Genomic DNA, 24,358 nt, shown 5'->3' on the forward strand with positions numbered 1-24,358 from the left:
GTGGCCGATCTCATCACCGTCGAGAACCCCGACGACCCGCGTCTGTGCGACTACACGGGCCTGACCGACGTGGAGCTGCGCCGCAAGCGCGAACCCGCCGAAGGCCTGTTCATCGCCGAGGGCGAGAAGGTCATCAGACGGGCCAAGGACGCCGGATACGAGATGCGCTCCATGCTCCTGTCCGCGAAGTGGGTCGACGTCATGCGCGACGTCATCGACGAGCTGCCGGCCCCGGTCTACGCCGTCAGCCCGGAGCTCGCCGAGCAGGTCACCGGCTATCACGTGCACCGCGGCGCGCTCGCCTCCATGCAGCGCAAACCGTTGCCGACGGCGGACGAACTCCTGGGGTCCGCCCGCCGGGTGGTGGTCATGGAGTCGGTCAACGACCACACCAACATCGGCGCGATCTTCCGCTCCGCCGCCGCCCTCGGCATGGACGCGGTCCTGCTCTCCCCGGACTGCGCCGACCCGCTCTACCGCCGCTCCGTGAAGGTCTCCATGGGCGCGGTCTTCTCCGTCCCGTACGCGCGTCTCGACAGCTGGCCCAGGGGCCTGGAGTCGGTCCGCGAGGCCGGCTTCACCCTCCTCGCCCTCACCCCGGACGAGAAGGCGCGCTCCCTCGACGAGGCGGCCCCGCACCGGATGGACCGGGTCGCGCTGATGCTCGGCGCGGAGGGCGACGGCCTGTCCACGAAGGCCCTGATGGCGGCGGACGAATGGGTCCGCATCCCGATGGCGCGGGGCGTCGACTCGCTCAACGTGGGTGCGGCGGCCGCGGTCGCCTTCTACGCGGTGGCGACGGGACGCCCGGTCGTCTGACCGGTCGGCGGGCCGGGGCGTGTCCGGTGTCCGGGCGGTCGGTGGGCCGGGGTGTTTCGGGTGTCCGGCCGGTCGGTGTGCCGGGGTGCCGGTGTGTGGTCGGTGGTCCGTCGCGGCATCTCCGTTGTCCGGTCGGAAGGTCGGCCGGATACTACGTCCCTGGTGTGCGGCCGGTCCATGGGCCGGAGCGTTCCGGTAGCCGGTCGGAGGGCCGGTCGGAGCGTCTCTCATGGCCGGCCGGCCGGTCCGCCGGAGCCACTCCCGCTGTCTGCCCGGAAGGCCGGCTGAGGCCGTTCCTGTGTCCGGCCGGAACGGTTGCCCGCCCTGTGCCGTGTTCGGACGGACGGCACCTGGTCCGTGGGGCGTGAACTGTTCCGGGGCCGGACCGTGGGCGCGGACGTCGCCCGGACGCCCGGATCCCCGGTCGTTCGGTGCGGCCTCGACCGTCGTCCTAGCCGTCCGTCCCGGCGACGCCCCGGTACCGTTCGCCCCACGTGCCGCCCGTGGGCGCCGACGAGGACGACGGCCGCTCCTGCCCCAGGACGTGTACGGCCTGGCGCCCGCCGTCGTCGTCGAGCCCGCGCGCCGGACCCTGGCAGCCCTGCGCCACCGCGATGCCCAGGGCGACGAGCAGCGTCACCACGACGAACACGAAGAGCCGCTGCCGCAGCAGCCGCGGGTTGGCGGGCCGGCGCCCGGTCCCGGTCGTCCGCGGGCCCTGCCGTCCGGTGCCGCTGCGGGGCGCGGGCCGGCTGCCGGAACGCCCGGTGTTCCGGGACGGCGTGGGGCGCGAACCCGACGGCGCCGGCCGGGAGCCACCGCCGTTCGTGCCCCCGGTGCGCGGCGGGGGAGTGCCCTGCGGGCGGCGCTGGGTGGGCTGTTCGGCGTACTGCTCGGCGAGGCGCCCCGTGGGCCGGTCCGGGTCGTTGCGTTGCGCGGGAGGCCGGACGTCGGTCATGCCCTGTGCCTCGCGAGCCGCGATCTCCTTGAGCCGCAAGGACAGTTGAAGCGTGCTGGGGCGCTCCTCGGGGTCCTTGGCGAGGCAGGCCCGCACGAGCGGAGCCAGCGCGTCGGGCACGCCGTGCAGCTGCGGTTCCTCGTGCACCACTCGATAGAGCATCACTTCGGAACTGCCGTGCCCGAAGGGCGAGTCGGAGGTCGCCGCGTACGCCAGGGTGGCTCCCAGCGCGAAGACGTCCGTCGCCGGGGTGACGGCGGCGCCGCGCACCTGCTCGGGTGCCAGGAAGCCGGGCGAGCCGACGGCCGTGCCGACGTGGGTGAGCGTGGAGGCCCCCGTCGCCCAGGCGATGCCGAAGTCGATGATCCGCGGCCCCTTCGGGGACAACAGGATGTTGGACGGCTTCAGGTCGCGGTGCACGACCCCCGCCTCGTGCACCGCCACGAGCCCCTCGGAGAGAGCGGCGCCCACGGCGGCCACGTCGGCGGCCGCCATCGGGCCCTCCTCGGCGACCTTGTCGTGCAGCGAGGGCCCCGGCACGTACTGCGTGGCGAACCAGGGCCGCTCCGCGTCGAGATCGGCGGCGACGAGCCGGGCCGTGCAGCCGCCCCTGATCCGCCGGGCCGCGGACACCTCGCGCGCGAACCGCGACCGGAACTCCTGATCCTCCGCCAGATCCGGCCGGATCACCTTGAGCGCGACCCGCTGGCCACGACGGTCGGAGCCCAGGTAGACCACGCCCATCCCACCCGCGCCGAGCCGCCTGTGAAGCCTGAACGAGCCGACGACACGCGGGTCCTCGCGCCTCAGGCGCATCATCGCCATGTCCATCCCCGCTGCCCGGTCCGTTTGACGAGCCACAGCTTACGTTTCCGCGGCCGGGAGCGCGCAGAGGCCGCGCCCTCGCGGTCCGATCGATTGTCAGTGCCGGGTGGGAAACTTGAGAGGTGGTCAGGGAGCGCGCGAACGGCGCGGCCTTGGGCCGGCTGTGGTCCCAACCATCCGTCGCAGAAGGGGGATTGAGCCCGTGAAGGGTGATCGCGTGGAGATAGTCGTGGACGCCGGGGACACGACGCGTACGTACGAGGTGGTGGCGAGCAGGGCGGGCCGCAGGGTGGAGACAGCGGTACGCCGAGGTGTCGTGGAAGTGAGCGAAGTCACCCGAAGTGGATCAGTTGTGCGCACCGCCCGCTTCATGGCGACAAGGGTGCTGGCGCTGGTCGAGCAGCCGGTGCCCAGGGAGGACAGCTCGGAACAGTAGGAGCACGCCGGGCGCCCCCTCCGGGAAGACCCTGAGACCTAGGTCCTCGTCTCCACCCAGGGGAGTACACCGCAGGTCATCGCTCATCCTCCGGGAGGCCCGGCAATCGGTACGAGGGCATGACGACCCGGTGCCGCCGCGCCCATAGATTTGAGGTCAAGCGGCGGGTGCAGCACTCGTCCCCCGAGGTCAGACACCCGCCGCTGCCAACCACACAGATGCTCGGTCAGGAGAGGGACCATGGCCCACACGGCACCGCGGACGGCGATCCGCACGCAGGGACGCAGGGCATACAGCGCCGCGTTCCGCCCGCGTCGCCAGGGTCAGCGCCACCCCTTGGTGGCGACAGCGATGGTCCTTCCTCTGGCGGCCCTGCTCGTGGTCGTCTTCGGCGGCTGGGAGTCAGTGGTCACACAAGCGTCGTCCGTGGGCGTGATGCTGGGGCGCTGAGCGGCGCCCCAGGCCCGGAAGAGCGGTCCGGGCGGGGACATCCGGCCATGAAACCCCGTGGGGACGGGGGTGCGGCGGACGGCAAAAAATGCCCGCGCAGCTGGGGAGCTGCGCGGGCATTGCCATGCCATCGGCCGCCCGCGACCCGACGCCCTGGGCGCCCGGCGTCCCGGCGACCCAGGAGCCCGGGTATCCCGGCGGCGCGGGGCCCGGCCAGGGTGGCCCGGTGGTCTCGATGGCCTGGCGGTCCGGGCGGGCGGTGCGGTGACGCGCGGGCGTTCCTCTCTTCCGGTCTCCCGTCGAGGCCCACTCCGGTGGCCCGCTCGCCGCCCGCCGCCCGTCCGCTGTCCGCCGTGGCGGCCCGGTGCGCGCGACAGCGAGCCCGGAGGGACACGCGACGGCGAGCCCGGGAGGACCGGGGGGCGGGGGATTCGCGGCGCGCCTCGCTGCGTACGCTCGCCCGGTACCGCACGCACCCAGGGGGCCCCGTGACCGCAGATGTGCTGCCCGCCCTGACCGCCGGGGCGCGGAGCGCGGCCCACCCCGTGGCCGGCGCCTGCGCGCACCAGGACAGTGTCCTCGCCGACCGGTCCGACGGGACCGTCGTCCGCCACGGCGACACCGTGGCCAAGGCCCACGCGCCCGGCACGGACCCCGCAGGCCTCGCCCGCCGCCTCGCGGTCGCCGCGCACCCCGCGCTGGCCGGCATCCTCCTCACCCCGCTCCGCCCGGAACCCGCCGACCTCGACGGGCGTGCGGTGACGTTCTGGCCGTACGGCACCCCCGTAGACCCCGAGGCCCCGGAGGCCGCCCCCTGGGAAGCGGCCGCGACCCTGCTGGCCCGTCTCCACCGCACCCCCGCTCCGGCCGGACTGCCGCCCATGAGGGGTCCCGTCAAGGCGGCCCGCGCGATCGCGCGGCTCAGGGCGGCGGGCCCGCACCCCGCCACCGCCCCCGTCCTGCGCGCCTGGGCGGCCCTCCCGGCCTGGGCCCGCGCGGAGGCCGCCATGCCCGGCCCGGACACCCTGTGCCACGGAGACCTGCACCTCGGGCAGCTGGTCCGCCACCCCGCCCCGGCCGGACGCTGGCTCCTCATCGACGTGGACGACCTCGGCGTGGGCGTCCCGGCCTGGGACCTGGCCCGTCCGGCCGCCTGGTACGCCTGTGGCCTGCTCCCGGCCGACGACTGGACCCGCTTCCTGACCGCCTACCGGGGAGCGGCCGGCCCCGCGGTCCCCGCCGACGGCGACCCCTGGCCCGCCCTGGACGTCGCGGCCCGCGCCCTCACCGTGCAGACCGCGGCGCTGGCGATCGCCAAGTCCGTCGCGGCGCGGCGGCCGTTGGACGAGGTGCAGCAGGCCGTGGTCGACGCGTGCCGGCGAATGGGAGGCGTCCCGCCGCAGTTGGGACCCGGTCCGACGACGTAGGGTGCAACCGATCGAGGCCGGGCAGTGTCTGTCCTGGCGGAAGCAGTACCGACCGGCGAGGAGTTGAGCCGAGCATGCAGTGTCCGAAGTGCCATGCGCCGATGCACACGTACAACCGCAACGGTGTCCAGATCGAGCAGTGCAGCGGCTGCCGCGGGATCTTTCTCGACTACGGCGAGCTGGAGGCGCTGACCCGCGTGGAATCGCAGTGGTCGCAGCCCGCGCCGCCGCCCCCGGCCGCCCCGCAGGCGTACCCGGCGGCTCCCGCGCCCGCCTGGGGCGCCCCGCACGGCGGTGGCCACGGCGGTGGTCACTACGGCGGCGGCCACGGCGGCCACCACCGTCACAAGAGCTTCGGGCACATGCTCTTCTCGTCGTGACCGTGCCGGCCGGGGTCTGCCCCGGCCGGGCATGGCGAACACGACGAAGCCCCCGACCGTACGAGACGGCCGGGGGCTTCTGGCTGGTGCGCGATACTGGGATTGAACCAGTGACCTCTTCCGTGTCAGGGAAGCGCTCTCCCGCTGAGCTAATCGCGCGGGACCGACCTCAACGTACAGGATCCGCGGCCTACTGCGTGCGCGATACTGGGATTGAACCAGTGACCTCTTCCGTGTCAGGGAAGCGCTCTCCCGCTGAGCTAATCGCGCGGGTTCGGATCTCGCACACCAGTGCGGAGTGATCCAGTGGACGATACTGGGATTGAACCAGTGACCTCTTCCGTGTCAGGGAAGCGCTCTCCCGCTGAGCTAATCGTCCTTGGAGGTGGAGACGGGATTTGAACCCGTGTAGACGGCTTTGCAGGCCGTTGCCTCGCCTCTCGGCCACTCCACCAGGAGCGCGGGGGTTCGGGTGGATCCCCCACTGTCCTGCGAGCGGACGACCAGGTTCGAACTGGCGACCTCAACCTTGGCAAGGTTGCGCTCTACCAACTGAGCTACGTCCGCTTGTCGTTTCCGGTCGGCTTGCGCGTCCCGGCGACGTGTTGAACTCTAGCGGATTCCCGGGCCAGTACAAAAACGCGTTTGCGCAGCGTGCTGCGGTCTGTCCGCCCGAGGACACGGTCAGGGCACCCGCGGGTCACCCGTCCTACACTCGACTGCGTGCTCGACCTCCCTCCTCTCGCCCGCTTCGGTGACCTCGTCGCGACCGGTCTCCTCGACGTCACCGGCGACCCCGCGGCCCTTGACTCCACCGGCTTCTGGGCCGTCTCGGCAGACTTCGAGGGGCGTCTGGTCTGCGCCCGGTTCGCCGACGTACGGCGCGAACCCGTGCCCGCCCCCGTGCCCGGCCGGTGGCGCGGACCGGCCGCCGGTGACTGGACGTCGTCCCTCGACCGCGCCGCGTACACGCGGGGTGTCCGCCGCATCCGCGACCACATAGCCGCGGGCGATGTCTACCAGACCAACCTCTGCCGCGTGCTGTCCGCGCCGCTCGCCCCCGACGCCGACCTGGACGACCTGACCGCCCTGCTGGCCCGCGGCAACCCCGCCCCGTACGCGGGGACCGTCCGACTGCCCGGGCACGGCGTCGAGACGGCCACCGCCTCACCCGAACTCTTCCTGCGCCGCACCGGCCGCACGGTCGAGTCCGGCCCGATCAAGGGCACCGGACGCACCGAGGCCGACCTGCTGCCGAAGGACCACGCCGAGAACGTGATGATCGTCGACCTGGTCCGCAACGACCTCGGCCGGGTCTGCGCCACCGGCAGCGTGACCGTTCCCGATCTGTGCGCCGTCGAGAAGCATCCCGGGCTCGTGCACCTCGTCTCCACCGTCCGCGGCGAGCTGCGCGAGGACGTCGGCTGGCCCGGGCTCCTCGCCGCCGCCTTCCCGCCCGGCTCGGTCACCGGAGCCCCCAAGGCCAGCGCCCTGCGGATCATCGACGCCCTGGAGACCGCCCCGCGCGGCCCCTACTGCGGGGGCATCGGCTGGGTCGACGCCGACCGCGGCACCGGAGAACTCGCCGTCGGCATCCGCACCTTCTGGGCCGACCGGGAGGAGGGGGTCCTTCGGTTCGGGACCGGCGCGGGCATCACCTGGGGCTCCGACCCCGAGGGCGAGTGGCGCGAGACCGAGCTGAAGGCGTCCCGACTGCTCGCTGTAGCGTCGGGAGCATTCGAGGTGAATGAAGGGATCCTGACGTGAAGATCTGGCTCGACGGCGGGCTGCAGGACAGCGAGTCCGCCCGCGTCTCCGTCTTCGATCACGGACTGACCGTGGGCGACGGCATCTTCGAGACCGTGAAGGCGGTGGAAGGGCGGCCGTTCGCGCTGACCCGGCACCTCGACCGGCTGGCCCGCTCCGCGCACGGCCTCGGACTGCCCGACCCCGACCGCGACGAGGTGCGCCGGGCCTGCGCGGCCGTTCTGGACGCCAACCCGGTGCCGCTCGGCCGCCTGCGCATCACGTACACCGGAGGGCACGGCCCGCTCGGCTCGGACCGGGGGGACCGGGGTCCGACCCTGGCCGTCGCCCTGGGCGAGTCCGCGCGACGCCCCGACTCCACCGCCGTGATCACCGTGCCGTGGACCCGCAACGAGCGCGGCGCCCTCACCGGCCTCAAGACCACCTCGTACGCCGAGAACGTGGTCGCGCTGGCCCGCGCGCGCGAACAGGGCGCGTCCGAGGCGGTGTTCGCCAACACGGTCGGGCAGCTGTGCGAGGGCACGGGGTCGAACGTCTTCGTCGTGCTCGACGGAGAGATCCACACCCCGCCGGTGGCCTCCGGCTGCCTCGCCGGCATCACCCGCGCGCTCGCCGTCGAGTGGACCGGTGCCCGGGAGACCGAGCTGCCGCTGGACGTCCTGGAGCGCGCCGACGAGATCTTCCTGACCTCCACCCTGCGGGACGTGCAGGGCGTGCACCGGGTCGACGGACGTGAACTCCCGGGCGCGCCGGGACCGGTGACGGCCAAGGCGATGCGGATCTTCGACGAGCGGGCCGGACACGACCTCGACCCGTAAGCCGTAAGCCGTAAGCCGTAAGCCGTAAGCCGTAAGCCGTAAGCCGTAAGCCGTAGGGCGGTCGGGCCGGCCCACGCGCTCCACCGTCCGGAGCCGCAGGCCCGGCCCGGCCGCCGCCGACGGGCGGCCTCGCCCCGGCGGCCGACTGCCCGCCGGCGGACGCGAACGGTTCCGCGGCGGCCGTAAATCGGGATGACGAGGGACGGCGGGGCGGGTAGAACACCCCTGATGACCACCACCCTGCGGCCGACCGAGCCGCTTCAGCGCGGAGCCGACGGGGCGCTGTCCCGTCACTACCAGGTGTGCGTGAACAGCCGCCCCGTGGGCCGGATCCATCTCTCCACCCACCCTGAGTACGGGCCCACCGTGGGCCGGATCGAGGAGCTGGGCATCGACGAGCCGGACCGCGGCCGGGGCCGGGGCACGGTGGCCGTGCTCGCGGCCGAGGAGGTGGCGCGGGGCTGGGGCTGCGGGCGCGTCGAGACCTCGGTGCCCGGTGACGCGAGGGCCGCGCTCCGGCTCGCCACGACGCTGGGATACGCCCTCAGCAACCGCAACATGACGAAGCCCCTGGACGGGCCGCCGCCCGCGCTTCCCGCCGGGAGCGTCGCACGGCCCATGACCGAGGCCGAGTACGTTCCCTGGCTGGCCCGCGAACGCGAGGCCTTCGCCGCCGCCCTGATCGCGTGGGGCGTACCGGAGGCGGAGGCGTACACCAAGACCGACCAGGGGCACGCCAGGTTCCTGCCGGACGGCCTGGCCAGCGAGAACACGCTGATCAGCGTCCTGGAGCAGGAGGGAACCCCGGTCGGCACGCTGTGGGTGGGACTGTGGCCGGACATGGCGTACGTGCTCGACGTCGAGGCCGACGCCGCGCACCGGGGCTGCGGTCACGGGCGCGCCCTGATGCGGGTCGCGGAGGCCCAGGCCGTGGCCGGCGGACGGGACCGTATCGGCCTCAACGTGTTCGCGGGCAACACCGCCGCCGAGAAGCTCTACGAGTCGCTCGGCTACACGACGAGCTCGTACCACCTCTACAAGAACCTGCTCTGACGGCGCTACTCGCTCCCGGCCAGCAGTCGGTCGGCGATCTCCTCGACGCGCTCGCGCAGGCCCTCCCGGCTCTTGCCGCCGTCGAGCCGTTCGCCGCCGATGACGTACGTGGGGGTGCCGGTCAAACCGATGGCCTTGCCCTCGGCCTGGTCGGCGTCGACGATCAGGATGTGCCGTCCGTCGATCAGCGCGGTGTCGAACTCCTCCGCGTCCAGGCCGAGTTCACGGGCGACATCGATCAGGAAGGGCTCGCCCAGGCGGTCCAGCTCCTCGACACGGGCGAGCACCGCCTCGACGTACGGCCAGGACCGGCCCTGCTCCGCGGCCTCCTCGGCGGCCTGCGCGGCGGCGAAGGCGTGCCGGTGCTTCTCCAGTGGGAAGTGCCGCAGCCGCAGCTCCAGCCGGTCGCCGTAGCGGGCGCGCAGCGCGCGCAGGTCGTCGAGGGCGTCGCGGCAGTCGGGGCACTGGAGTTCGCACCAGACGTCCAGGACGGCGGTGGTGCGGGCTGCGGAGGAGTCGTTCATGTCCCCAGTCTCCCAGTCCCGGGCCGGGCGGCCCACACGGGACCGAGGGGGCGCCGGCCGGTGGCGTGCGCACCGGGACCTGCGGAGGACCCCGACCCGGAGATGTCCCTGAGGTATGCCCGGAGCATGGCATATCGGGCGCGAGGCGGTGCAGGATGGAAGGGACGAACCGCCCCCGCCCCGTCAGCCCTGCCCTGGAGGACCGGATGATTGCCGAGACCGTCTGTTCCGCCGTCTCCGCCGCCGGCCTGGGCATCGCCGCGGTCACGGCCTACCGCAAGCGCTTCCTCTCCGCCGCCCGCATCGCCGCCTACGCGCTGGTGCCGGTGGGCCTGGTGATGACAGGGGTGGTCGGCTGGCTGGCCGACACCGCGTTCAGCCCGACCGCGTGGGCGGGCTTCGCCGTGCTCGCCGCCGCCTGGCTGCTGTTCATGACGGTGCGGGCCGTGGAGCGGCGCGGCGGCGGAACGCGCAAGGAACGGCGGGCGGCGGCCCGGGCCGACCGGCGTGAGGCGGTGGCCCCCGCCGCCTCGGCGCCCTCGCTGAGCCAGGGTTCCCGTCCGGCCGCGCGCCCCGCGACGACCCCCCGGGCCTCCGGCGCCGGCGACGACTTCAGCGACATCGAGGCCATCCTGAAGAAGCACGGCATATGACGGTGCGCACGGTCCGAAGCGACACGTGGGATCATGCGGGTCGCGGAAACGATCACGTTCGTTCCTGCTCATCGCGGATATCGCGGATATTGGCGAACTCCCTGTCATCCCTGGCGTGTTGATCGCGAAGCGGGTGGTGGCTGCGTCATCATCGCCGCGAGATGCTGGACACAACACAGAGCGACCCCGCCGCGCCGCCCGAGGAACGGCGAGGTTGTCTCTTCGCACTTTCCCAGCCACCGCTGATGATCTTCCTGGCGGTGATCGGCTGTCTCCTGCTCATGGCTTCGCTGCACGACCTGCTGCTGCTCTGAGCCGTACACGGAGCCCCTGGCGTCACCCGCCGAGGGCTCCGTAGCCCGCCGCCCGCGTGCCCGCCCAGCCCGTCGGCCGTCCAGCCCGCACCCGTCCCAGCCACCCGCTCGTCCGGGCGGCCGCCTGCCCAGCCGCCCGCCCGTCCCGGGCCCGGTCGGTCCGGGGGGTCTCGTGTGTCCGGTCTGCCGTCCGCAGCGAGTCTCGTGCGTGCGGTTTCCCGTCCGTCCCGGGTCCCGCCCGTGCGGTCTGCTGTCCGCCCTGGGTCCCGCCCGTGCGGCCCGTCGCCTTTCCAGCCACCCCGTCTCTCCGGGGCCCCGCCCGTACCGGGTCCCGCCCGTCCTGGTCCGCCCGACCGCAGGTCGTCACGCGTGGGTTCGTCTCCGTCGGCCCGCTCGTCGGAGGCGTCCAGGCGCACGCCTCAGCCCGCCGCTTCCTTCCGGCGTGCCCGGTACGCGGCCACGTGGAGCCGGTTTCCGCACGTCCGGCTGTCGCAGTAGCGGCGCGAGCGGTTGCGTGAGAGATCCACGAACGCACGCCGGCAGTCCGGCGCCTCGCAGCGTCGCAGACGGTCCTGTTCTCCCGCGACCACGAAGAACGCCAGCGCCATCCCGCAGTCGGCGGCGAGGTGGTCGGCGACCGAGGCGCCCGGCGCGAAGTAGTGCACGTGCCAGTCGTAGCCGTCGTGGTCGGTGAGACGGGGCGTGGTGCCCGCGGCGGCGACCAGCTCGTTGATGAGCCCCGCGGCGATCCGCGGTTCGTCGGCGGCGAAGACCCCGGCGAACCGGGCACGGACCCCGCGCACGGCCGCGAGATCCTGCTCCGACAGCACACCGACATCACTGATTTCGTGCTTTCGTACGAAATCGGCGAGGGACGGGACGTTCGCGAGTCCGTCCGCCGTGTCGTCCTCCGGCGCGGTGTTCACCAGATCCACCACGGTGTCGAGGGCGCACCGGGTGTCGTGGGTGATCAGCACGTTTTGCTCCCTGGCCTGAAGGTCGGGCGGCCGCCCGCCGATGCTGGCCGATGGTAGTGGCTTCCCGGGCGCGGGGGAGCGGGGAACGGCCCGTCCGCACGGCACGGTGCGGCCGGGCGTGGGTGTGTACACCGCGTGACCGGGCGCGGTGCACACCGCGTGACCGGGCGAACGACTACGGTGCCCGGCGCTCAGCACACCGACACCGTCGCCGCGGAAGTCCGCGGCGACGGCGCCGGTGTTCCTGCTCTGTGCGGTTGTGCCACATGCTGTCGTGCCTAACTCGGTTGTGCCCTATGCGGTTGTGTAAGCCCGAGCCGTCTCCCCGAGTGGACGGCGCCGGGCGGCTCTGTGGGGTCGCTAGCTCTCGGCCAGGATGTGTGAGAGCTCCGTGTCGAGATCGAAGTGCCGGTGTTCCGTGCCCGGGGGCACGGCGGCGTCCGTTCGCTTCAGGAAGGACTCCAGGGCCCGCGCCGGGGCCTCGAGCAGAGCCTCGCCCTCCGGGGAGCTCAGGGCGATGCATACGACGCCCTGACCATGACTTCGGGACGGCCAGACTCGGACGTCGCCGGTACCGGTGGGCCGATGGAGGCCCTCCGCGAGGAGGTCGCGGGCGAACACCCACTCGACAGTTTCCTCGGCTCCGGTGTGGAAGGTGGCGTGCACGGCGTAGGGATCGGCCGTGTCATACCGCAGTCCTGCGGGAACAGGCAGTGAGGACTCGCTCGACACAACGAGGCGCAGGTGCAGCTCGCAGCTGACCGTGGTGTTCATAAGCGCCAGGGCCTTTCGCTCAGTGTGCGCTCGGGGATTCGCACGTCGGCGAAATCGACATGCCACCTACGGTGCCGTTGTAAACCCCTCTGAGTGTTTTGCGTGCCTTTACGTAACTCATCCGGCCGAGGGTGCCTTCGCCGGATAGGGCCATTCCGGTGACCGGTTTCTCTCGGGTAGGGTTTGGTCGTATGAATACGGGGAGTGACGAGCTGGGCGAGGTCGCCATGACCGATGACGAGGGGAAGCCCGAGCAGCCGCTCGGTTCGCGGGCGCCGGAATTCATCAAGGCGCGACGCGCGCTGCACGTGAGCTGGCAGGTGGGCGTTTTCGTCGTGGGGCTCGCGGTGGTCGTCGCGGGCGTGATCATGCTTCCGCTGCCGGGTCCCGGCTGGCTGGTGATCTTCGGCGGCATGGCGATCTGGGCGACCGAGTTCGTCTGGGCGCAGCTGGTGCTCCGCTGGACGAAGCGCAAGGTCACCGAGGCGACGCAGCGTGCGCTGGACCCTGCGGTCCGTCGGCGCAACATCATCCTCACGTCCGTCGGTCTGGTGATCGTCGCGGCCCTCTGCGCCGTCTACCTCTGGAAGTTCGGCTTCGAGATGCCCTGGAACATCAAACAGTGACAAAGAGTGACAAGAAGTAGGGAGAGGGTGACGCCGGAGCCGGGCCCGAGGGCCTTCGGCCGGTCGGAGTCACCCCCTGACATGGGGTAATGTTCTCCCTGCGCCCGGGCGATTAGCTCAGCGGGAGAGCGCTTCGTTCACACCGAAGAGGTCACTGGTTCGATCCCAGTATCGCCCACTTGCACGGTAGGCGGCCCAGATCCACGGATTCGTGGACAGGGCCGCCTTCGTCGTTCCCGTGCCAGGTCGCAACGGGTCACGCCACTCTGTGTGACGTCTCGATGGCGGGTACCGGGGGATCTCGGCCACGTGGGGACGTGTGCCCGTGCAGCGCGGCGACGGCGACGGTGCTCGGTGCGGGCGCTCCCGGCGGGCTGCCGGTCGCGTGCGGGGCACCCCGGCGCGGTGACCGCGCTTCTGCCCGTGGTGAACGAGACGGGTGAGGTTCGACGGGGCCCGTGCTGTCCGCCCCTCGGGGGGTGACCCGCCGTCAGTCCTCGCCTCGGCTCATCGCGACCACCTCCCCGGCGTCCTCCCCCCCGGGTCCGGTCGGCCGCGGACATCCTGACGCCCGAAGAGCAAGAGGAAGACGGACTTCCAGGATTATGTGGCCTTTTGGGAGAAGTCCCGTCCGGGCGAATTTCAGAACACTGTCGGCTTCTTGCGGAAGTACGACAAGAGAGGAGTGCCGCTCGGCCTCGGGCCGTGGACGGACGCGGGGAATTCCGGAGTCGAGAAGGCCGACGGGCCGACGGAAATGCAACTCGGTATTCCGGTCCGGCCCGACACGATGTCACTTGTCGTCGGCGAGAGGGTATTTGAGAAGGAGGCCATCGCGCCGAAGCGGGCCCGGACCCGGGACGGGTACTTCGCCGGCCTGGCGGCCATCCGCGACGCTCGGGCGGGACGTCCGGCGGCGGACCACTCCGACGGGACGGACGCGGTGGTGGCCGTCTGCCCGTCACTCCGTCAGATCGCCCTCGTCCTCGCACCCGCGGACCGGCACACTCGGTCCATGGACTGGTGTCACTACCGCTTCCGCAGCCTGTGGGCCCTGCCCGCGCCCCCCGCCGACGTCTACCGCGCTCTCCAACAGGCCGAGGACTACCCGCACTGGTGGCCCCAGGTCCGCGAGGTGCGCCCGGCCGACGAACGGAGCGGCACCATCCGTATCCGCTCCTTCCTGCCGTACGACCTGGTGTTCACCGCGCGTGAGGTACGGAGCGACCCGGTCGCCGGGGTCCTGGAGATAGCGATGTCGGGTGACGTCGAGGGCTGGGCCCGCTGGACCCTGTGCCCCGACGGGCCCGGCACCCGTGCCCGCTACGACCAGGAGGTCGACGTGCGCAAGCCCCTGCTGCGGCGGCTCGCGGTGCCGGGACGGCCCCTCTTCCGCCTCAACCACGCGCTGATGATGCGTGCCGGACAGCGCGGACTGAGGGCGACTCTGCGAGCGGTTTGAACGACACCCGCCTGGACCTGTATTGTTCAGTGCGTTCCCGGGCGATTAGCTCAGTGGGAGAGCGCTTCGTTCACACCGAAGAGGTCACTGGTTCGAACCCAGTATCGCCCACCGGGAAAGGCCGGTCCGTCGCAGACGGACCGGCCTTCTTGCATGCCCGGACGGCCGGTACCGCTGTCGTACCCGTGTCGTACCGGTGTCCACGCGTGCCGCCACACCACCCCTCACGCCGCCGCGGACAGCTCCGGCCGCAGCGGCCACGACGGATCCACCGACTCCTCCGAACCACTGCGCGCGAACCAGGCCTGAAGCCCCCGCGCCTGCGCCGCGTGCCACACCGACTGCAGGGTGTGCAGCTCCGCGGGGGAGAGCCGCTCCAGCCGGGGCGCGAACCGGCGCCCCACCGCCCGTACCACCTCCATCGCGGCCAGCGCGTCCGCCGCCGCGTCGTGCGCGCCCTCCAGGGCGACGCCGTAGTGCGCGCACAGGTCGGTGAGCGTGCGCCGGCCCTTGCGGTAGCGGTCCAGATGTTTGTCCAGGACCCGTGGATCGAGCACGCGCAGCGGCGCCGAGTCGAACCAGCGGTCGAGACAGGACGCCCGATGCCGGCGCAACTCCCGGTCCAGGAGCGTCAGATCGAACGGCGCGTTCATCACCACCAGCGGGCGGCCCACCGCGGCCTGCTCGCCCAGCACCCGGACTATCTCGTCCATCACCGGCGACGGCCAGCGGCCGTTGCGCTGCAGATGTTCCTCCGTCAGTCCGTGCACCGCCGTCGCACCCTCGGGCACCGGCACCCCCGGGTTGACCAGCCACCGGGTCACCCGGGGGCGGGAACCCGCGGTGTCCTGGACGACGACGGCGGCCGACACGATCCGGTCGGTCTCGACATCCACGCCCGTGGTCTCCGTGTCGAACGCGGCCAAGGGGCCCTCGTACCAGCACGTCATACGCACACAACTCCTCGTTCACCCACGGCAGCTGACGCACCGTCTTCTGCCCGTTTGGTGATACCCGGGCTGTTTGCGCCGTACGCCGGGAGGAGACAACAGAGGTACGGGTCTTTGCAGTTCAGCGGCCCGTCGCGGGGATTCTCTTGGCTTGGAAGGCTGTTGGACTCATGGCAATCGCGCAGCCCGAGCGGGGCGGGCTGCTGCCCCAGCGGACGGCACCCCATCGCGGCACGCTCGCCACCACCGCCTGCATGGAGACACTGCAGGTCGGCTACCTGCACGCGGTCGCCGCGGCGGCGGGCTGCTCCCTGTCCCAGCCCTTTCCGGACAACGGGATCGACTGGCACGTCAGCCACAGCGGCCCCGGACACACGGTCGACGACGAAGTCACCATCAAGGTGCAGCTCAAGTGCACGTACCAGATCCCGCCGAACCCCCCGGGACCCGCCTTCTCCTTCACGCTCGACAACGAGCACCTGGCGAAGCTCGCCCGCACCCCGGTCTCGGTGCACAAGATCCTGGTCGTGATGCTCGTGCCCCGGTCCCAGGACGACTGGCTGCGCGCCAGCCACGACCGCCTCGACCTGCGGCACTGCTGCTACTGGACCAACCTCGCCGGGCAGCCCGTCACGGGCCGGCGCAGAACCACCGTCCGCATACCGACCTCGCGCATCTTCGACGACCGGGCCCTGTGCGAGATCATGACGCGGGTCGGGACGGGAGGCAGACCATGACGCACCGCCCGATCGACGAGCCCCTCCGGCCGGTCAGGCCGCACCCCGCCGAGACCCACTGGACCGAGCCGCCCGAGCCCGGCCAGGTCGACCCCGCCGTGCTCAGCGCGCTGCTGCACCGGCACGGCTGGCAGCGCCGCGGCGGCGCCGCGGGACGGTACGGCAGGTGGACCCCACCCGGGCCCGGCGGCTCGGGCACCAGCCTGCTCGTGCCGGAGAACCGGGCTTTCCCCGACAGCGACGATCTCCTCGGCGAGGCCCTCGTCGCGCTCTCCCGCAGCGGCGCCCCTTCCGCGCGCGACGTGCTGGTCGCGCTCGCCGTGCCCAGCGACGAGATCCGCTGGTGGCGCGACGTCCCCACCGGTCCCGTCGGCGCCACGCCCTGGAGCGTCGAGGAGCGGCTGCGCTCCGCGGCCCGCCAGATGCTGCTCGCGGCCGCCCTCGCCACCCGCGCGCGGGTCGGCTACTACGGCGCCCGGTACCGCAGGCCCGCCGCCGCGTCCCTGGAGAACGTCCTGGTCGGTGCCGACCCCGGCGGACGCCGGCTCACCGCCTTCGTGCCCGTGGACACCGGCCGGTCGCTGGCCGTACGCCTGCACCAGGCGCTGTACGCCGCCCGCGAGGCCATCGACTACCAGCGGGCCACCGGCGGTATGGACGCCTTCGACGCCGCCGTCGAGGCGGGCGTCAGCCACGAGCTCACCGAGGCCGTCGTCGCCCTCGTGCGCGGCACCGAGGGCGCCCGCGTCGCCGTCGAGTGGGCGCCCGCCGCCGGTGTCCCCGAGGGCTGCGCGGCGCCCGACGAAGCCGTCGAGTTCTCGCCCGGCGACGTCCCCGTGCTGCGCGAGGCCGCCGCCCGCTATCTGCGCGAGGAACCGTCCGTGCCGGTCCGGATCACCGGCGCCGTGGTGCGGATGCGCAGGTCGGAACCGCGCGGTGAGGGCACCGCACGGCTGCGGGTCATCGCGGGCGCGGAGGTCCCCTACGTACGCGTGAGCCTCGACGAGGAGGCGTACCGGATAGCGGGGCAGGCCCATCTCGTCGGGCTGCCGGTGCGGGTGCACGGGCGGCTGGAGAGCCGCGGCGGCTTCCGCAGGCTCACGGACGCGTCCGGGGTCGTACCCGTCCAGGTCGACGAGGCCGAACGGGACCGGCTGATGAAGTCGCTCCAGGAGAATCTGGACTTCTTCGAGGAGGCGTGCAGCGGGGACTGAGCCCGGAGGGACGGTAACCGTTTCGCGGAGGGAGGCCTCGGCTCGGTACGATTCCTGTCTGCGCCCGCGTGTCGCGGCGCGCCCACCTTCAGGCAGGAGAGTCCGGTGTCAGACGTCCGTGTGATCATCCAACGCGATTCCGAGCGGGAAGAGCGCGTGGTGACGACGGGGACTACGGCCGCCGATCTCTTCGCCGGCGAGCGCACCGTCGTCGCCGCGCGCGTGGCCGGCGAGCTGAAGGACCTCGCGTACGAGGTGAAGGACGGCGAGGAGGTCGCGCCCGTCGAGATCTCCTCCCAGGACGGCCTCGACATCCTGCGCCACTCCACCGCGCACGTCATGGCGCAGGCCGTGCAGGAGCTCTTCCCCGAGGCCAAGCTGGGCATCGGCCCGCCGGTCAAGGACGGCTTCTACTACGACTTCGACGTCGAGAAGCCGTTCACGCCCGAGGATCTCAAGGCCATCGAGAAGAAGATGCAGGAGATCCAGAAGCGCGGCCAGCGCTTCTCCCGCCGCGTGGTCACCGACGAGGACGCCCGCGAGGAGCTCGCCGCCGAGCCGTACAAGCTGGAGCTCATCGGCATCAAGGGTTCCGCGGCCGCCCAGGAGGGGTCCGACGGCGTGGACGTCGAGGTCGGCGGCGGCGAACTGACGATGTACGACAACCTCGACGCCAAGACCGGCGAGCTGTGCTGGAAGGACCTCTGCCGCGGTCCCCACCTGCCCACCACCCGCAACATCCCGGCGTTCAAGCTCATGCGCAACGCCGGCGCGTACTGGCGCGGCAGCGAGAAGAACCCGATGCTCCAGCGCATCTACGGCACCGCCTGGCCGTCCAAGGACGAGCTGAAGGCGCACCTGGACTTCCTCGCCGAGGCCGAGAAGCGCGACCACCGCAAGCTGGGCAACGAACTGGACCTCTTCTCCATCCCGGACCAGATCGGCTCCGGCCTCGCCGTCTTCCACCCCAAGGGCGGCATCATCCGCCGGGTCATGGAGGACTACTCGCGCCGCCGGCACGAGGAGGAGGGCTACGAGTTCGTCTACACCCCGCACGCGACCAAGGGGAAGCTCTTCGAGACCTCGGGCCACCTGGACTGGTACGCCGACGGCATGTACCCGCCCATGCAGCTCGACGAGGGCGTGGACTACTACCTCAAGCCCATGAACTGCCCGATGCACAACCTGATCTTCGACGCGCGCGGCCGCTCGTACCGTGAACTGCCGCTGCGTCTCTTCGAGTTCGGGACCGTGTACCGGTACGAGAAGTCGGGCGTCGTGCACGGCCTGACCCGCGCCCGGGGCTTCACGCAGGACGACGCGCACATCTACTGCACCAAGGAGCAGATGGCGGACGAGCTCGACAAGACGCTCACCTTCGTTCTCGGTCTGCTGCGCGACTACGGCCTCACCGACTTCTATCTGGAGCTGTCCACCAAGGACCCGGAGAAGTTCGTCGGCTCGGACGAGATCTGGGAAGAGGCCACCGAGACGCTGCGCCAGGTCGCCGAGAAGCAGGGCCTTCCGCTGGTCCCGGACCCGGGCGGCGCCGCCTTCTACGGCCCGAAGATCTCCGTGCAGACGAAGGACGCCATCGGCCGCACCTGGCAGATGTCGACCGTGCAGCTCGACTTCAACCTGCCCGAGCGCTTCGACCTGGAGTACACCGGTCCCGACGGCTCCAAGCAGCGTCCGGTGATGATCCACCGCGCGCTGTTCGGTTCCATCGAGCGCTTCTTCGCGGTGCTCCTGGAGCACTACGCGGGCGCGTTCCCGGCCTGGCTGGCGCCCGTCCAGGCGGTCGGCATCCCGATCGGCGACGCGCACGTGGAGTACCTCCAGAAGTTCGCCGTCGAGGCGAAGAGGAAGGGCCTGCGGGTCGAGGTCGACGCCTCCTCCGACCGCATGCAGAAGAAGATCCGCAACGCGCAGAAGCAGAAGGTGCCCTTCATGGTCATCGCGGGCGACGAGGACATGGCGGCCGGCGCCGTCTCCTTCCGCTACCGCGACGGTTCGCAGGAGAACGGCATCCCGGTCGACGAGGCCATCGCCAAGATCGCCAAGATCGTCGAGGAGCGCGCGCAGGTCTGACCCGCGCGGTGATCCGACGCGCGAGGTGATCCGACGAGCACGTACCGAGAGGCCCCCGGGGAGTTCCTGTGACCCCGGGGGCCTCTCGGTACCGGGACCACGCGCGCGTACGGGACGGGACTGTCCGTGACGGCGCGGCCGCGGTCCCGTACGCCTCGACTACGGGGGGCGGGCGGGGGCGGCCCTGACGGCATTCGGGTGAGCCCCGCCGACACGCCGCGAACGGGCGAAGCAATATGCTGCACCACATGACGAGTGAGCCGGAGCAGCAGATCGGAGTGGGGACGCAGGACGCGTTCCAGCGCCTGTGGACGCCCCATCGGATGGCTTACATCCAGGGCGAGAACAAGCCTACCGGCCCGGGGGCCGACGACGGCTGTCCGTTCTGCTCGATCCCCGCCAAGTCCGACGAGGACGGGCTCATCGTCAAGCGCGGTGAGCAGGTGTACGCGGTGCTCAACCTCTACCCGTACAACGGCGGCCATCTCATGGTCGTGCCCTACCGCCATGTCGCGGACTACACCGACCTGACCGGCCCGGAGACCGCCGAGCTCGGCGAGCTGACCAAGCAGGCCATGACCGCGCTGCGGACCGCGTCCGGCGCGCACGGCTTCAACATCGGTATGAACCAGGGCACCGTCGCCGGTGCGGGCATCGCCGCCCACCTGCACCAGCACATCGTGCCCCGGTGGGGCGGCGACACCAACTTCATGCCGGTCGTCGGCCACACCAAGGTCCTGCCCCAACTGCTCGCGGACACCCGCGAGATGCTCGCCGAGGCCTGGCCCCGGCCGTAGCCCGGCCGGGCCCCGGAAAGGGGGCGTGGGAGTCCACGCCTCCGCCCCGGGACGGCCTCGCTCCGGGAAGCCCCCTGGGACGGCCCGCACAGGGGCCGCCGTCTCCGGCCGGTCCGCCGGGGGCCTACGCGTCGTAGACGTCGTCCTTCTTCGGTGTCGGGTCCTGCACCGAGCCGCTGAGCACGGACGTGCGGCCGTCGAACTTCGTGGTGTCCACGTTGTGGCCCTTGAGGAACTCGATGACGGCCTCGTGCACCACACGCAGCACGGGGGTCGCGGAACGCAGTACGTCGTCGGTCATGAAGCGGTTCTTCCAGGGCTGGTCGGCCCAGGCGTGCCGCAGCCCGAAGGGTTCGGGAAGCGTCAGCGAGCCGCCGAGCCAGTTGAGGAGCGGCGGGTACCAGGTGAGCGGGGCGCGGGACGCGAGCCGGACCACCTCGTCGTTGCCGACCAGCGGGAGCTTCACCGTGCGGGTCTCCCAGAACTTGACCGTCTTGGCGACCTTCTTCTCCTTGGCCGCCGGCTTGCCCATGAACAGGCCGTTCACCGGGCCCAGCGCGTGGCCGGTGAGCTCGATGCGCAGGGTCTTGTGCAGCACGGTCACCGTGACGAGCATGCTGATCACCAACTGGCCGTCGAAGAGGGTCCACTGGACCCCGAGGTAGTGCCGTTCGCCGGTGTTGTACTGCTGCTTGTTGCAGATGTCCCGCAGCTGCTGGAGGTTGACCTGGTGGGCCGTGCTGCCGGCGGGGCGGGTGACCGCCTTGGCGGTCGCAGGGATGTGCGTGACGACCCAGTGACGGATCTCCGGCTTGGGGAAACCGCCCGTGGTCAGCGGGCTCGTGTTCAGCCGCTCCAGCGCCCGCTCGATGGCGCTCACGACGTCGAAGCTCTGGAACCTGTTGATCTCCGGGGGCGGTACCAGGTGCTTGGCCAGCTCCGCACTGAGCGACCCCACTTTCTGCACCTGGTCCGAGACGACCGGGACCAGCTCCTCGGCGAGGTGCCAGTGCCCCCAGCGCGTCCCCATGCCGAGGATGCCCTTGGGGCCCGCGTAGAAGACCGAGTTCGACCGCTGCTCGTCCCGCAGCTCGCCGAACGCCTGGCGCATCCGCTCGGCCCTGGTGTCGCCGGGGCTGCTGGGCACGGACTCGGGGACCCGGGCCCCCACGGTGCTGCCGGACAGGAGGTTGGTCCAGCGGGTGCGCAGGTCCTTCGCGGTGCGCTCGCAGATCTGCTTGGCCAGCAGCCAGCCGACGACCGGGGCGACGATCGCGCCCCGCACGTACCACGCGAGAGGGCCGGTGAAGGGCAGCCGGATCATGGCGATCACGGCGACGACCCCCACGGCGACGAGGAGGGCGGTGGCCAGGGCGGAGGCGCGCTTGTCCTCGCGCTTGGAGACGAGGGTGCGTATCTGGAAGACCAGCAGCCACAGCAGGAGCCCCGGCAGGAAGAGCAGACCGCAGACCGCCATCACGACGGTGAGCCGGTTGTCGCGCTCCTTGCGCAGCCGGTTCGCCGCCAGACAGTGCTCGACCACCGCCTGCGGCTCGATGCCGAAGGACTGGATCACCGGACTGCGGCCGACGCCCAGCATGCGGGCCACCACCGCCTGCGAGAAGGCCTCGCCGAGATTGGGCCGGAAGATCGTCGCCCACTTTCTGCTCGGCGTGACCTTCGACTCGTGCCACTCGTTGTTGGCCTCGAGGATCTTCCCGACCTCGTCGTCCCGGTACGCGGCCGAGGCCAAGGCGTACGTCGCCATCTCGTCCGAACCCGAGCGTGGCACCTGTGGCCCGAAGATGTCCTCGAAACCGGTTGGAACCGTCATTCCCGCCCCCATCGCCGCCGGTGTCGCTTCTGCGGCTTTTCCCGACTTCCCTGCCCCGCACACCTGTTGATCAGCCAGTCATGGTGATCGAGTCGCCACGTCATCAGCCTTGAGCTTGATCAGGTCATCAGCGTATCGGCAGCCGGCGGCCTTCGTCGGCGGACGGCCGAAGCCGCCCGCCGAGGGTGAACCCGAGTGTTCCGGGTGTGAACTAGGAGGCATCCCGCGTCCGTTCGCGCATCCTCTCGGCGATCTGCGGCGGCATCGGCTCGTGCCGCGCGTAACTGCGCCGGAATCGCGCGGTGCCGTGCGAGAGCGAGCGCAGATCGACGGCGTACCGCCCGATCTCCATCTCCGGCACCTCGGCCCGTACGAGCGTGCGTCCGCCGCTCGTCTGCTCCGTGCCGACGACCCGTCCGCGCCGCCCCGACAGGTCGCTCATCACGGCGCCCACGTAGTCGTCGCCGACCATGACGGTCACCTCGGCGACGGGCTCCAGCAGATGGATCCTCGCCTCGGCGGCGGCCTCGCGCAGCGCCAGCGCGCCCGCGGTCTGGAAGGCGGCGTCGGAGGAGTCCACCGAGTGCGCCTTGCCGTCGAGCAGGGTGATCCGCACGTCGATGAGCGGATGGCCCGCGGCCACGCCCCTGGCCGCCTGGGCGCGCACGCCCTTCTCGACGGACGGGATGAACTGCCGGGGCACGGCCCCGCCGACCACCTTGTCCACGAACTCGATGCCCGACCCGTTCGGGAGGGGTTCGACCTCGATCTCGCAGATCGCGTACTGGCCGTGGCCGCCGGACTGCTTCACATGGCGCCCGCGCCCCGCGGACCTGGCCGCGAACGTCTCCCGCAGGGAGACCTTGTGCGGGACCACGTCGACCTGGACGCCGTACCGGCTGCGCAGCCGCTCCAGGGCGACGTCGGCGTGCGCCTCTCCCAGACACCACAGGACCACCTGGTGGGTGTGCTGGTTCTGCTCCAGGCGCATGGTGGGATCCTCGGCGACCAGCCGGCCGAGCCCCTGCGAGAGCTTGTCCTCGTCGGCCTTGCTGTGCGCCTGGATGGCGAGCGGCAGCAGCGGGTCGGGCATCTGCCACGGTTCCATCAGCAGCGGGTCGTCCTTGGCCGAGAGCGTGTCGCCGGTCTCCGCCCGGTTGAGCTTCGCCACGCACGCCAGGTCGCCCGCGATGCAGTGGGTGAGGGCGCGCTGCTGTTTGCCGAACGGCGCGGAGAGCGCGCCGACACGCTCGTCGACGTCGTGGTCCTCGTGGCCGCGGTCGGTGAGCCCGTGCCCGGAGACGTGCACCGTCGCGTCGGGGCGCAGGGTGCCGGAGAAGACGCGGACGAGCGAGACCCGGCCGACATAGGGGTCGCTGGCCGTCTTCACGACCTCCGCCACCAGCGGACCGTCCGGGTCGCAGGCCCTGACCTCACGTGCCACGCCGTCCGGTGTGGTCACCGCGGGAGCCGCGCGCTCCAGCGGGGTCGGGAAGCCGCCGGTGACGAGCTCCAGGAGCTCGACCGTGCCCAGCCCCTGCCGGGCGCCCTCGGCGGCGGGAGCGGCGGCCAGCACGGGGAAGAACGCCCCGCGTGCCACGGCCCGCTCCAGATCCTGCGCCAATGTCTTGAAATCGATCTCCTCGCCGCCCAGATAGCGGTCCATGAGGGTCTCGTCCTCGCTCTCGGCGATGATCCCCTCGATGAGCCGGTTGCGCGCCGCCTCGATCAGCGGCAGCTGCCCGTCTCCCGGCTCGGACTCCTCGCGCTCGCCGGACGAGTAGTCGAACAGCCGTTGCGACAGCAGCCCGATCAACCCGGTCACCGGTGCGTGCCCGTCGGGGCCCGGCTCTCCGTGCAGCGGCAGATAGAGCGGCAGTACGGCGTCGGGGTCGTCGGCGCCGAAGGCCTCCGCGCAGGTCCTGGTCATCGTGTCGAAGTCGGCGCGGGCCGCTTCGAGGTGGGTGATCACGATGGCCCGCGGCATGCCGACCGCCGCGCACTCCTCCCACACCATCCGGGTCGAGCCGTCCACGCCGTCCGCGGCCGAGACCACGAAGAGGGCCGCGTCCGCGGCGCGCAGACCGGCCCTGAGCTCCCCGACGAAGTCGGCGTATCCGGGGGTGTCAAGAATGTTGATCTTGTAGCCGTCCCAGGTGACGGGCACCAGGGAGAGCTGCACCGAGCGCTGCTGCCGGTGCTCGATCTCGTCGTAGTCGGATACGGCGGTGCCGTCCTCCACCCGGCCCGCCCGGTTCACGGCTCCCGCCGTCAGCGCGAGAGCCTCCACCAAAGTCGTCTTGCCCGATCCGCTGTGGCCGACCAGCACCACATTCCGTACGGACGCGGGGTGGTCGGCCGCCGTAGCCCTGCCGGCGGCTCCGGGGTGTGCGTTCGCCTTGTCGCCCATGGCCTTGCCTCCCGTGCACGGTGAGGTCTCTTTGGGCGCGGGCACGACGGATCCTTCCCCGG

Annotated in this window: 23 protein-coding genes and 7 tRNA genes; 18 read left to right on the forward strand and 12 right to left on the reverse strand. The window is 71.7% G+C overall.

The genetic code is table 11. From position 1 onward, the window contains the following. Positions 1-819 carry a TrmH family RNA methyltransferase gene (locus GFH48_RS32295; RefSeq protein ID WP_153291623.1) on the forward strand — a complete coding sequence of 273 codons (819 nt, stop codon included), beginning with the start codon at positions 1-3 and terminating at the stop codon, positions 817-819. A 451-nt stretch (positions 820-1,270) separates the two neighbouring features. On the opposite strand, the gene GFH48_RS32300 is transcribed toward GFH48_RS32295, so the two are convergent. Further along, complete coding sequence (locus GFH48_RS32300; protein ID WP_228121438.1) at positions 1,271-2,608, reverse strand: serine/threonine-protein kinase; 1,338 nt, start codon at positions 2,606-2,608, stop codon at positions 1,271-1,273. A 196-nt stretch (positions 2,609-2,804) separates the two neighbouring features. On the opposite strand from GFH48_RS32300, the gene GFH48_RS32305 reads away from it, so the two are divergent. The 4 genes from GFH48_RS32305 (at position 2,805) to GFH48_RS32320 (ending at position 5,295) form a co-directional block, all read left to right on the forward strand. Continuing rightward, entirely contained in the window at positions 2,805-3,038 is a 234-nt protein-coding gene (locus GFH48_RS32305; protein ID WP_081223398.1) for a hypothetical protein, read from the forward strand. A 240-nt stretch (positions 3,039-3,278) separates the two neighbouring features. Next, positions 3,279-3,488, forward strand: coding sequence for a hypothetical protein (locus GFH48_RS32310; protein WP_148007775.1), 210 nt, complete (start codon positions 3,279-3,281; stop codon positions 3,486-3,488). Between the two features lie 488 nt (positions 3,489-3,976). Beyond that, on the forward strand, positions 3,977-4,915 hold the full coding sequence (locus GFH48_RS32315; RefSeq protein WP_228121056.1) for a phosphotransferase family protein: 939 nt from the start codon (positions 3,977-3,979) through the stop codon (positions 4,913-4,915). A 74-nt stretch (positions 4,916-4,989) separates the two neighbouring features. After that, positions 4,990-5,295, forward strand: coding sequence for a TFIIB-type zinc ribbon-containing protein (locus GFH48_RS32320; protein ID WP_153291626.1), 306 nt, complete (start codon positions 4,990-4,992; stop codon positions 5,293-5,295). Between the two features lie 84 nt (positions 5,296-5,379). On the opposite strand, the gene GFH48_RS32325 is transcribed toward GFH48_RS32320, so the two are convergent. The 5 genes from GFH48_RS32325 to GFH48_RS32345 form a co-directional block, all read right to left on the reverse strand. After that, positions 5,380-5,454: transfer RNA gene (locus GFH48_RS32325), tRNA-Val, on the reverse strand. A gap of 39 nt (positions 5,455-5,493) precedes the next feature. After that, positions 5,494-5,565 (reverse strand) — tRNA-Val (locus tag GFH48_RS32330). A 37-nt stretch (positions 5,566-5,602) separates the two neighbouring features. Continuing rightward, a tRNA-Val gene (locus GFH48_RS32335) sits at positions 5,603-5,674 on the reverse strand. A gap of 1 nt (position 5,675) precedes the next feature. Further along, positions 5,676-5,749: transfer RNA gene (locus tag GFH48_RS32340), tRNA-Cys, on the reverse strand. A 40-nt stretch (positions 5,750-5,789) separates the two neighbouring features. Beyond that, a tRNA-Gly gene (locus tag GFH48_RS32345) sits at positions 5,790-5,862 on the reverse strand. Between the two features lie 156 nt (positions 5,863-6,018). Between GFH48_RS32345 and GFH48_RS32350 the strand changes: the two genes are divergently transcribed. From GFH48_RS32350 to GFH48_RS32360, 3 genes are all read left to right on the forward strand, one after another. After that, a complete protein-coding gene (locus tag GFH48_RS32350; RefSeq protein WP_153291627.1) occupies positions 6,019-7,062 on the forward strand; it encodes a chorismate-binding protein in 1,044 nt (347 codons plus the stop codon). Then, positions 7,059-7,880, forward strand: coding sequence for an aminotransferase class IV (locus tag GFH48_RS32355; protein ID WP_153291628.1), 822 nt, complete (start codon positions 7,059-7,061; stop codon positions 7,878-7,880). The genes GFH48_RS32350 and GFH48_RS32355 overlap by 4 nt, the downstream gene beginning before the upstream one ends. A 228-nt stretch (positions 7,881-8,108) precedes the next feature. Next, entirely contained in the window at positions 8,109-8,933 is an 825-nt protein-coding gene (locus GFH48_RS32360) for a GNAT family N-acetyltransferase (RefSeq protein WP_153291629.1), read from the forward strand. Positions 8,934-8,938: 5 nt separating this feature from the next. On the opposite strand, the gene GFH48_RS32365 is transcribed toward GFH48_RS32360, so the two are convergent. Next, positions 8,939-9,457 (reverse strand): DsbA family protein, encoded by a 519-nt coding sequence (locus GFH48_RS32365; RefSeq protein WP_194280739.1) that lies wholly within the window; start codon positions 9,455-9,457, stop codon positions 8,939-8,941. A gap of 206 nt (positions 9,458-9,663) precedes the next feature. Between GFH48_RS32365 and GFH48_RS32370 the strand changes: the two genes are divergently transcribed. Together GFH48_RS32370 and GFH48_RS38705 are read left to right on the forward strand one after the other, a co-directional pair. Beyond that, the gene (locus tag GFH48_RS32370) at positions 9,664-10,110 is read left to right on the forward strand and encodes a hypothetical protein (protein ID WP_153291631.1); all 447 of its coding nucleotides are present in this window, start codon (positions 9,664-9,666) and stop codon (positions 10,108-10,110) included. Positions 10,111-10,271: 161 nt separating this feature from the next. Next, a complete protein-coding gene (locus tag GFH48_RS38705; RefSeq protein WP_194280740.1) occupies positions 10,272-10,424 on the forward strand; it encodes a hypothetical protein in 153 nt (50 codons plus the stop codon). A 419-nt stretch (positions 10,425-10,843) separates the two neighbouring features. Here the strand turns inward: GFH48_RS38705 and GFH48_RS32375 are convergent, their stop codons facing one another. Together GFH48_RS32375 and GFH48_RS32380 are read right to left on the reverse strand one after the other, a co-directional pair. Next, positions 10,844-11,401, reverse strand: coding sequence for a CGNR zinc finger domain-containing protein (locus GFH48_RS32375; RefSeq protein ID WP_153291632.1), 558 nt, complete (start codon positions 11,399-11,401; stop codon positions 10,844-10,846). Positions 11,402-11,761: 360 nt separating this feature from the next. Then, positions 11,762-12,175, reverse strand: a complete 414-nt coding sequence (locus GFH48_RS32380) for an SsgA family sporulation/cell division regulator (protein ID WP_003959770.1) — start codon at positions 12,173-12,175, stop codon at positions 11,762-11,764. A 191-nt stretch (positions 12,176-12,366) separates the two neighbouring features. Between GFH48_RS32380 and GFH48_RS32385 the strand changes: the two genes are divergently transcribed. From GFH48_RS32385 to GFH48_RS32400, 4 genes are all read left to right on the forward strand, one after another. Beyond that, positions 12,367-12,801: a TIGR02611 family protein gene (locus GFH48_RS32385; protein ID WP_153291633.1), complete on the forward strand. Its 435-nt coding sequence runs from the start codon at positions 12,367-12,369 to the stop codon at positions 12,799-12,801. A gap of 106 nt (positions 12,802-12,907) precedes the next feature. Next, positions 12,908-12,979 (forward strand) — tRNA-Val (locus tag GFH48_RS32390). Positions 12,980-13,816: 837 nt separating this feature from the next. Continuing rightward, positions 13,817-14,263, forward strand: a complete 447-nt coding sequence (locus tag GFH48_RS32395; RefSeq protein WP_153293217.1) for an SRPBCC family protein — start codon at positions 13,817-13,819, stop codon at positions 14,261-14,263. A 39-nt stretch (positions 14,264-14,302) separates the two neighbouring features. Then, positions 14,303-14,374: transfer RNA gene (locus tag GFH48_RS32400), tRNA-Val, on the forward strand. 113 nt (positions 14,375-14,487) lie between these two features. On the opposite strand, the gene GFH48_RS32405 is transcribed toward GFH48_RS32400, so the two are convergent. Beyond that, the gene (locus GFH48_RS32405) at positions 14,488-15,213 is read right to left on the reverse strand and encodes a 3'-5' exonuclease (RefSeq protein WP_153291634.1); all 726 of its coding nucleotides are present in this window, start codon (positions 15,211-15,213) and stop codon (positions 14,488-14,490) included. A 170-nt stretch (positions 15,214-15,383) separates the two neighbouring features. On the opposite strand from GFH48_RS32405, the gene GFH48_RS32410 reads away from it, so the two are divergent. The 4 genes from GFH48_RS32410 to GFH48_RS32425 all read left to right on the forward strand — a co-directional run bounded on the left by GFH48_RS32410 (position 15,384) and on the right by GFH48_RS32425 (position 20,052). Beyond that, positions 15,384-15,950 (forward strand): DUF4365 domain-containing protein, encoded by a 567-nt coding sequence (locus tag GFH48_RS32410; protein ID WP_153291635.1) that lies wholly within the window; start codon positions 15,384-15,386, stop codon positions 15,948-15,950. Continuing rightward, positions 15,947-17,164 (forward strand): hypothetical protein, encoded by a 1,218-nt coding sequence (locus tag GFH48_RS32415; RefSeq protein WP_153291636.1) that lies wholly within the window; start codon positions 15,947-15,949, stop codon positions 17,162-17,164. Before GFH48_RS32410 ends, GFH48_RS32415 begins: the two co-directional genes overlap by 4 nt. 105 nt (positions 17,165-17,269) lie before the next feature. Next, on the forward strand, positions 17,270-19,255 hold the full coding sequence (thrS, locus tag GFH48_RS32420) for a threonine--tRNA ligase (protein ID WP_153291637.1): 1,986 nt from the start codon (positions 17,270-17,272) through the stop codon (positions 19,253-19,255). A gap of 236 nt (positions 19,256-19,491) precedes the next feature. Further along, a complete protein-coding gene (locus tag GFH48_RS32425; protein WP_153291638.1) occupies positions 19,492-20,052 on the forward strand; it encodes an HIT family protein in 561 nt (186 codons plus the stop codon). Between the two features lie 124 nt (positions 20,053-20,176). Here the strand turns inward: GFH48_RS32425 and GFH48_RS32430 are convergent, their stop codons facing one another. Further along, positions 20,177-21,886, reverse strand: coding sequence for a hypothetical protein (locus GFH48_RS32430; protein ID WP_153291639.1), 1,710 nt, complete (start codon positions 21,884-21,886; stop codon positions 20,177-20,179). A 211-nt stretch (positions 21,887-22,097) separates the two neighbouring features. Continuing rightward, positions 22,098-24,296 carry an elongation factor G-like protein EF-G2 gene (locus tag GFH48_RS32435; RefSeq protein ID WP_153293218.1) on the reverse strand — a complete coding sequence of 733 codons (2,199 nt, stop codon included), beginning with the start codon at positions 24,294-24,296 and terminating at the stop codon, positions 22,098-22,100. Positions 24,297-24,358: the final 62 nt, after the last annotated feature.

The sequence above is a fragment of the Streptomyces fagopyri genome (genome assembly GCF_009498275.1).
Lineage (GTDB): Bacteria > Actinomycetota > Actinomycetes > Streptomycetales > Streptomycetaceae > Streptomyces > Streptomyces fagopyri.

What these genes read in the sequence shown, in the direction of transcription:
- GFH48_RS32300 (WP_228121438.1), bottom strand. Translation starts at nt 2,608, where the DNA reads ATGGACATGGCGATGATGCGCCTGAGGCGCGAGGACCCGCGTGTCGTC.
- GFH48_RS32310 (WP_148007775.1), top strand. Translation starts at nt 3,279, where the DNA reads ATGGCCCACACGGCACCGCGGACGGCGATCCGCACGCAGGGACGCAGG.
- GFH48_RS32320 (WP_153291626.1), top strand. Translation starts at nt 4,990, where the DNA reads ATGCAGTGTCCGAAGTGCCATGCGCCGATGCACACGTACAACCGCAAC.
- GFH48_RS32360 (WP_153291629.1), top strand. Translation starts at nt 8,109, where the DNA reads ATGACCACCACCCTGCGGCCGACCGAGCCGCTTCAGCGCGGAGCCGAC.
- GFH48_RS32365 (WP_194280739.1), bottom strand. Translation starts at nt 9,457, where the DNA reads ATGAACGACTCCTCCGCAGCCCGCACCACCGCCGTCCTGGACGTCTGG.
- GFH48_RS32370 (WP_153291631.1), top strand. Translation starts at nt 9,664, where the DNA reads ATGATTGCCGAGACCGTCTGTTCCGCCGTCTCCGCCGCCGGCCTGGGC.
- GFH48_RS38705 (WP_194280740.1), top strand. Translation starts at nt 10,272, where the DNA reads ATGCTGGACACAACACAGAGCGACCCCGCCGCGCCGCCCGAGGAACGG.
- GFH48_RS32380 (WP_003959770.1), bottom strand. Translation starts at nt 12,175, where the DNA reads ATGAACACCACGGTCAGCTGCGAGCTGCACCTGCGCCTCGTTGTGTCG.
- GFH48_RS32385 (WP_153291633.1), top strand. Translation starts at nt 12,367, where the DNA reads ATGAATACGGGGAGTGACGAGCTGGGCGAGGTCGCCATGACCGATGAC.
- GFH48_RS32395 (WP_153293217.1), top strand. Translation starts at nt 13,817, where the DNA reads ATGGACTGGTGTCACTACCGCTTCCGCAGCCTGTGGGCCCTGCCCGCG.
- GFH48_RS32405 (WP_153291634.1), bottom strand. Translation starts at nt 15,213, where the DNA reads ATGACGTGCTGGTACGAGGGCCCCTTGGCCGCGTTCGACACGGAGACC.
- GFH48_RS32410 (WP_153291635.1), top strand. Translation starts at nt 15,384, where the DNA reads ATGGCAATCGCGCAGCCCGAGCGGGGCGGGCTGCTGCCCCAGCGGACG.
- GFH48_RS32415 (WP_153291636.1), top strand. Translation starts at nt 15,947, where the DNA reads ATGACGCACCGCCCGATCGACGAGCCCCTCCGGCCGGTCAGGCCGCAC.
- GFH48_RS32425 (WP_153291638.1), top strand. Translation starts at nt 19,492, where the DNA reads ATGCTGCACCACATGACGAGTGAGCCGGAGCAGCAGATCGGAGTGGGG.
- GFH48_RS32430 (WP_153291639.1), bottom strand. Translation starts at nt 21,886, where the DNA reads ATGACGGTTCCAACCGGTTTCGAGGACATCTTCGGGCCACAGGTGCCA.
- GFH48_RS32435 (WP_153293218.1), bottom strand. Translation starts at nt 24,296, where the DNA reads ATGGGCGACAAGGCGAACGCACACCCCGGAGCCGCCGGCAGGGCTACG.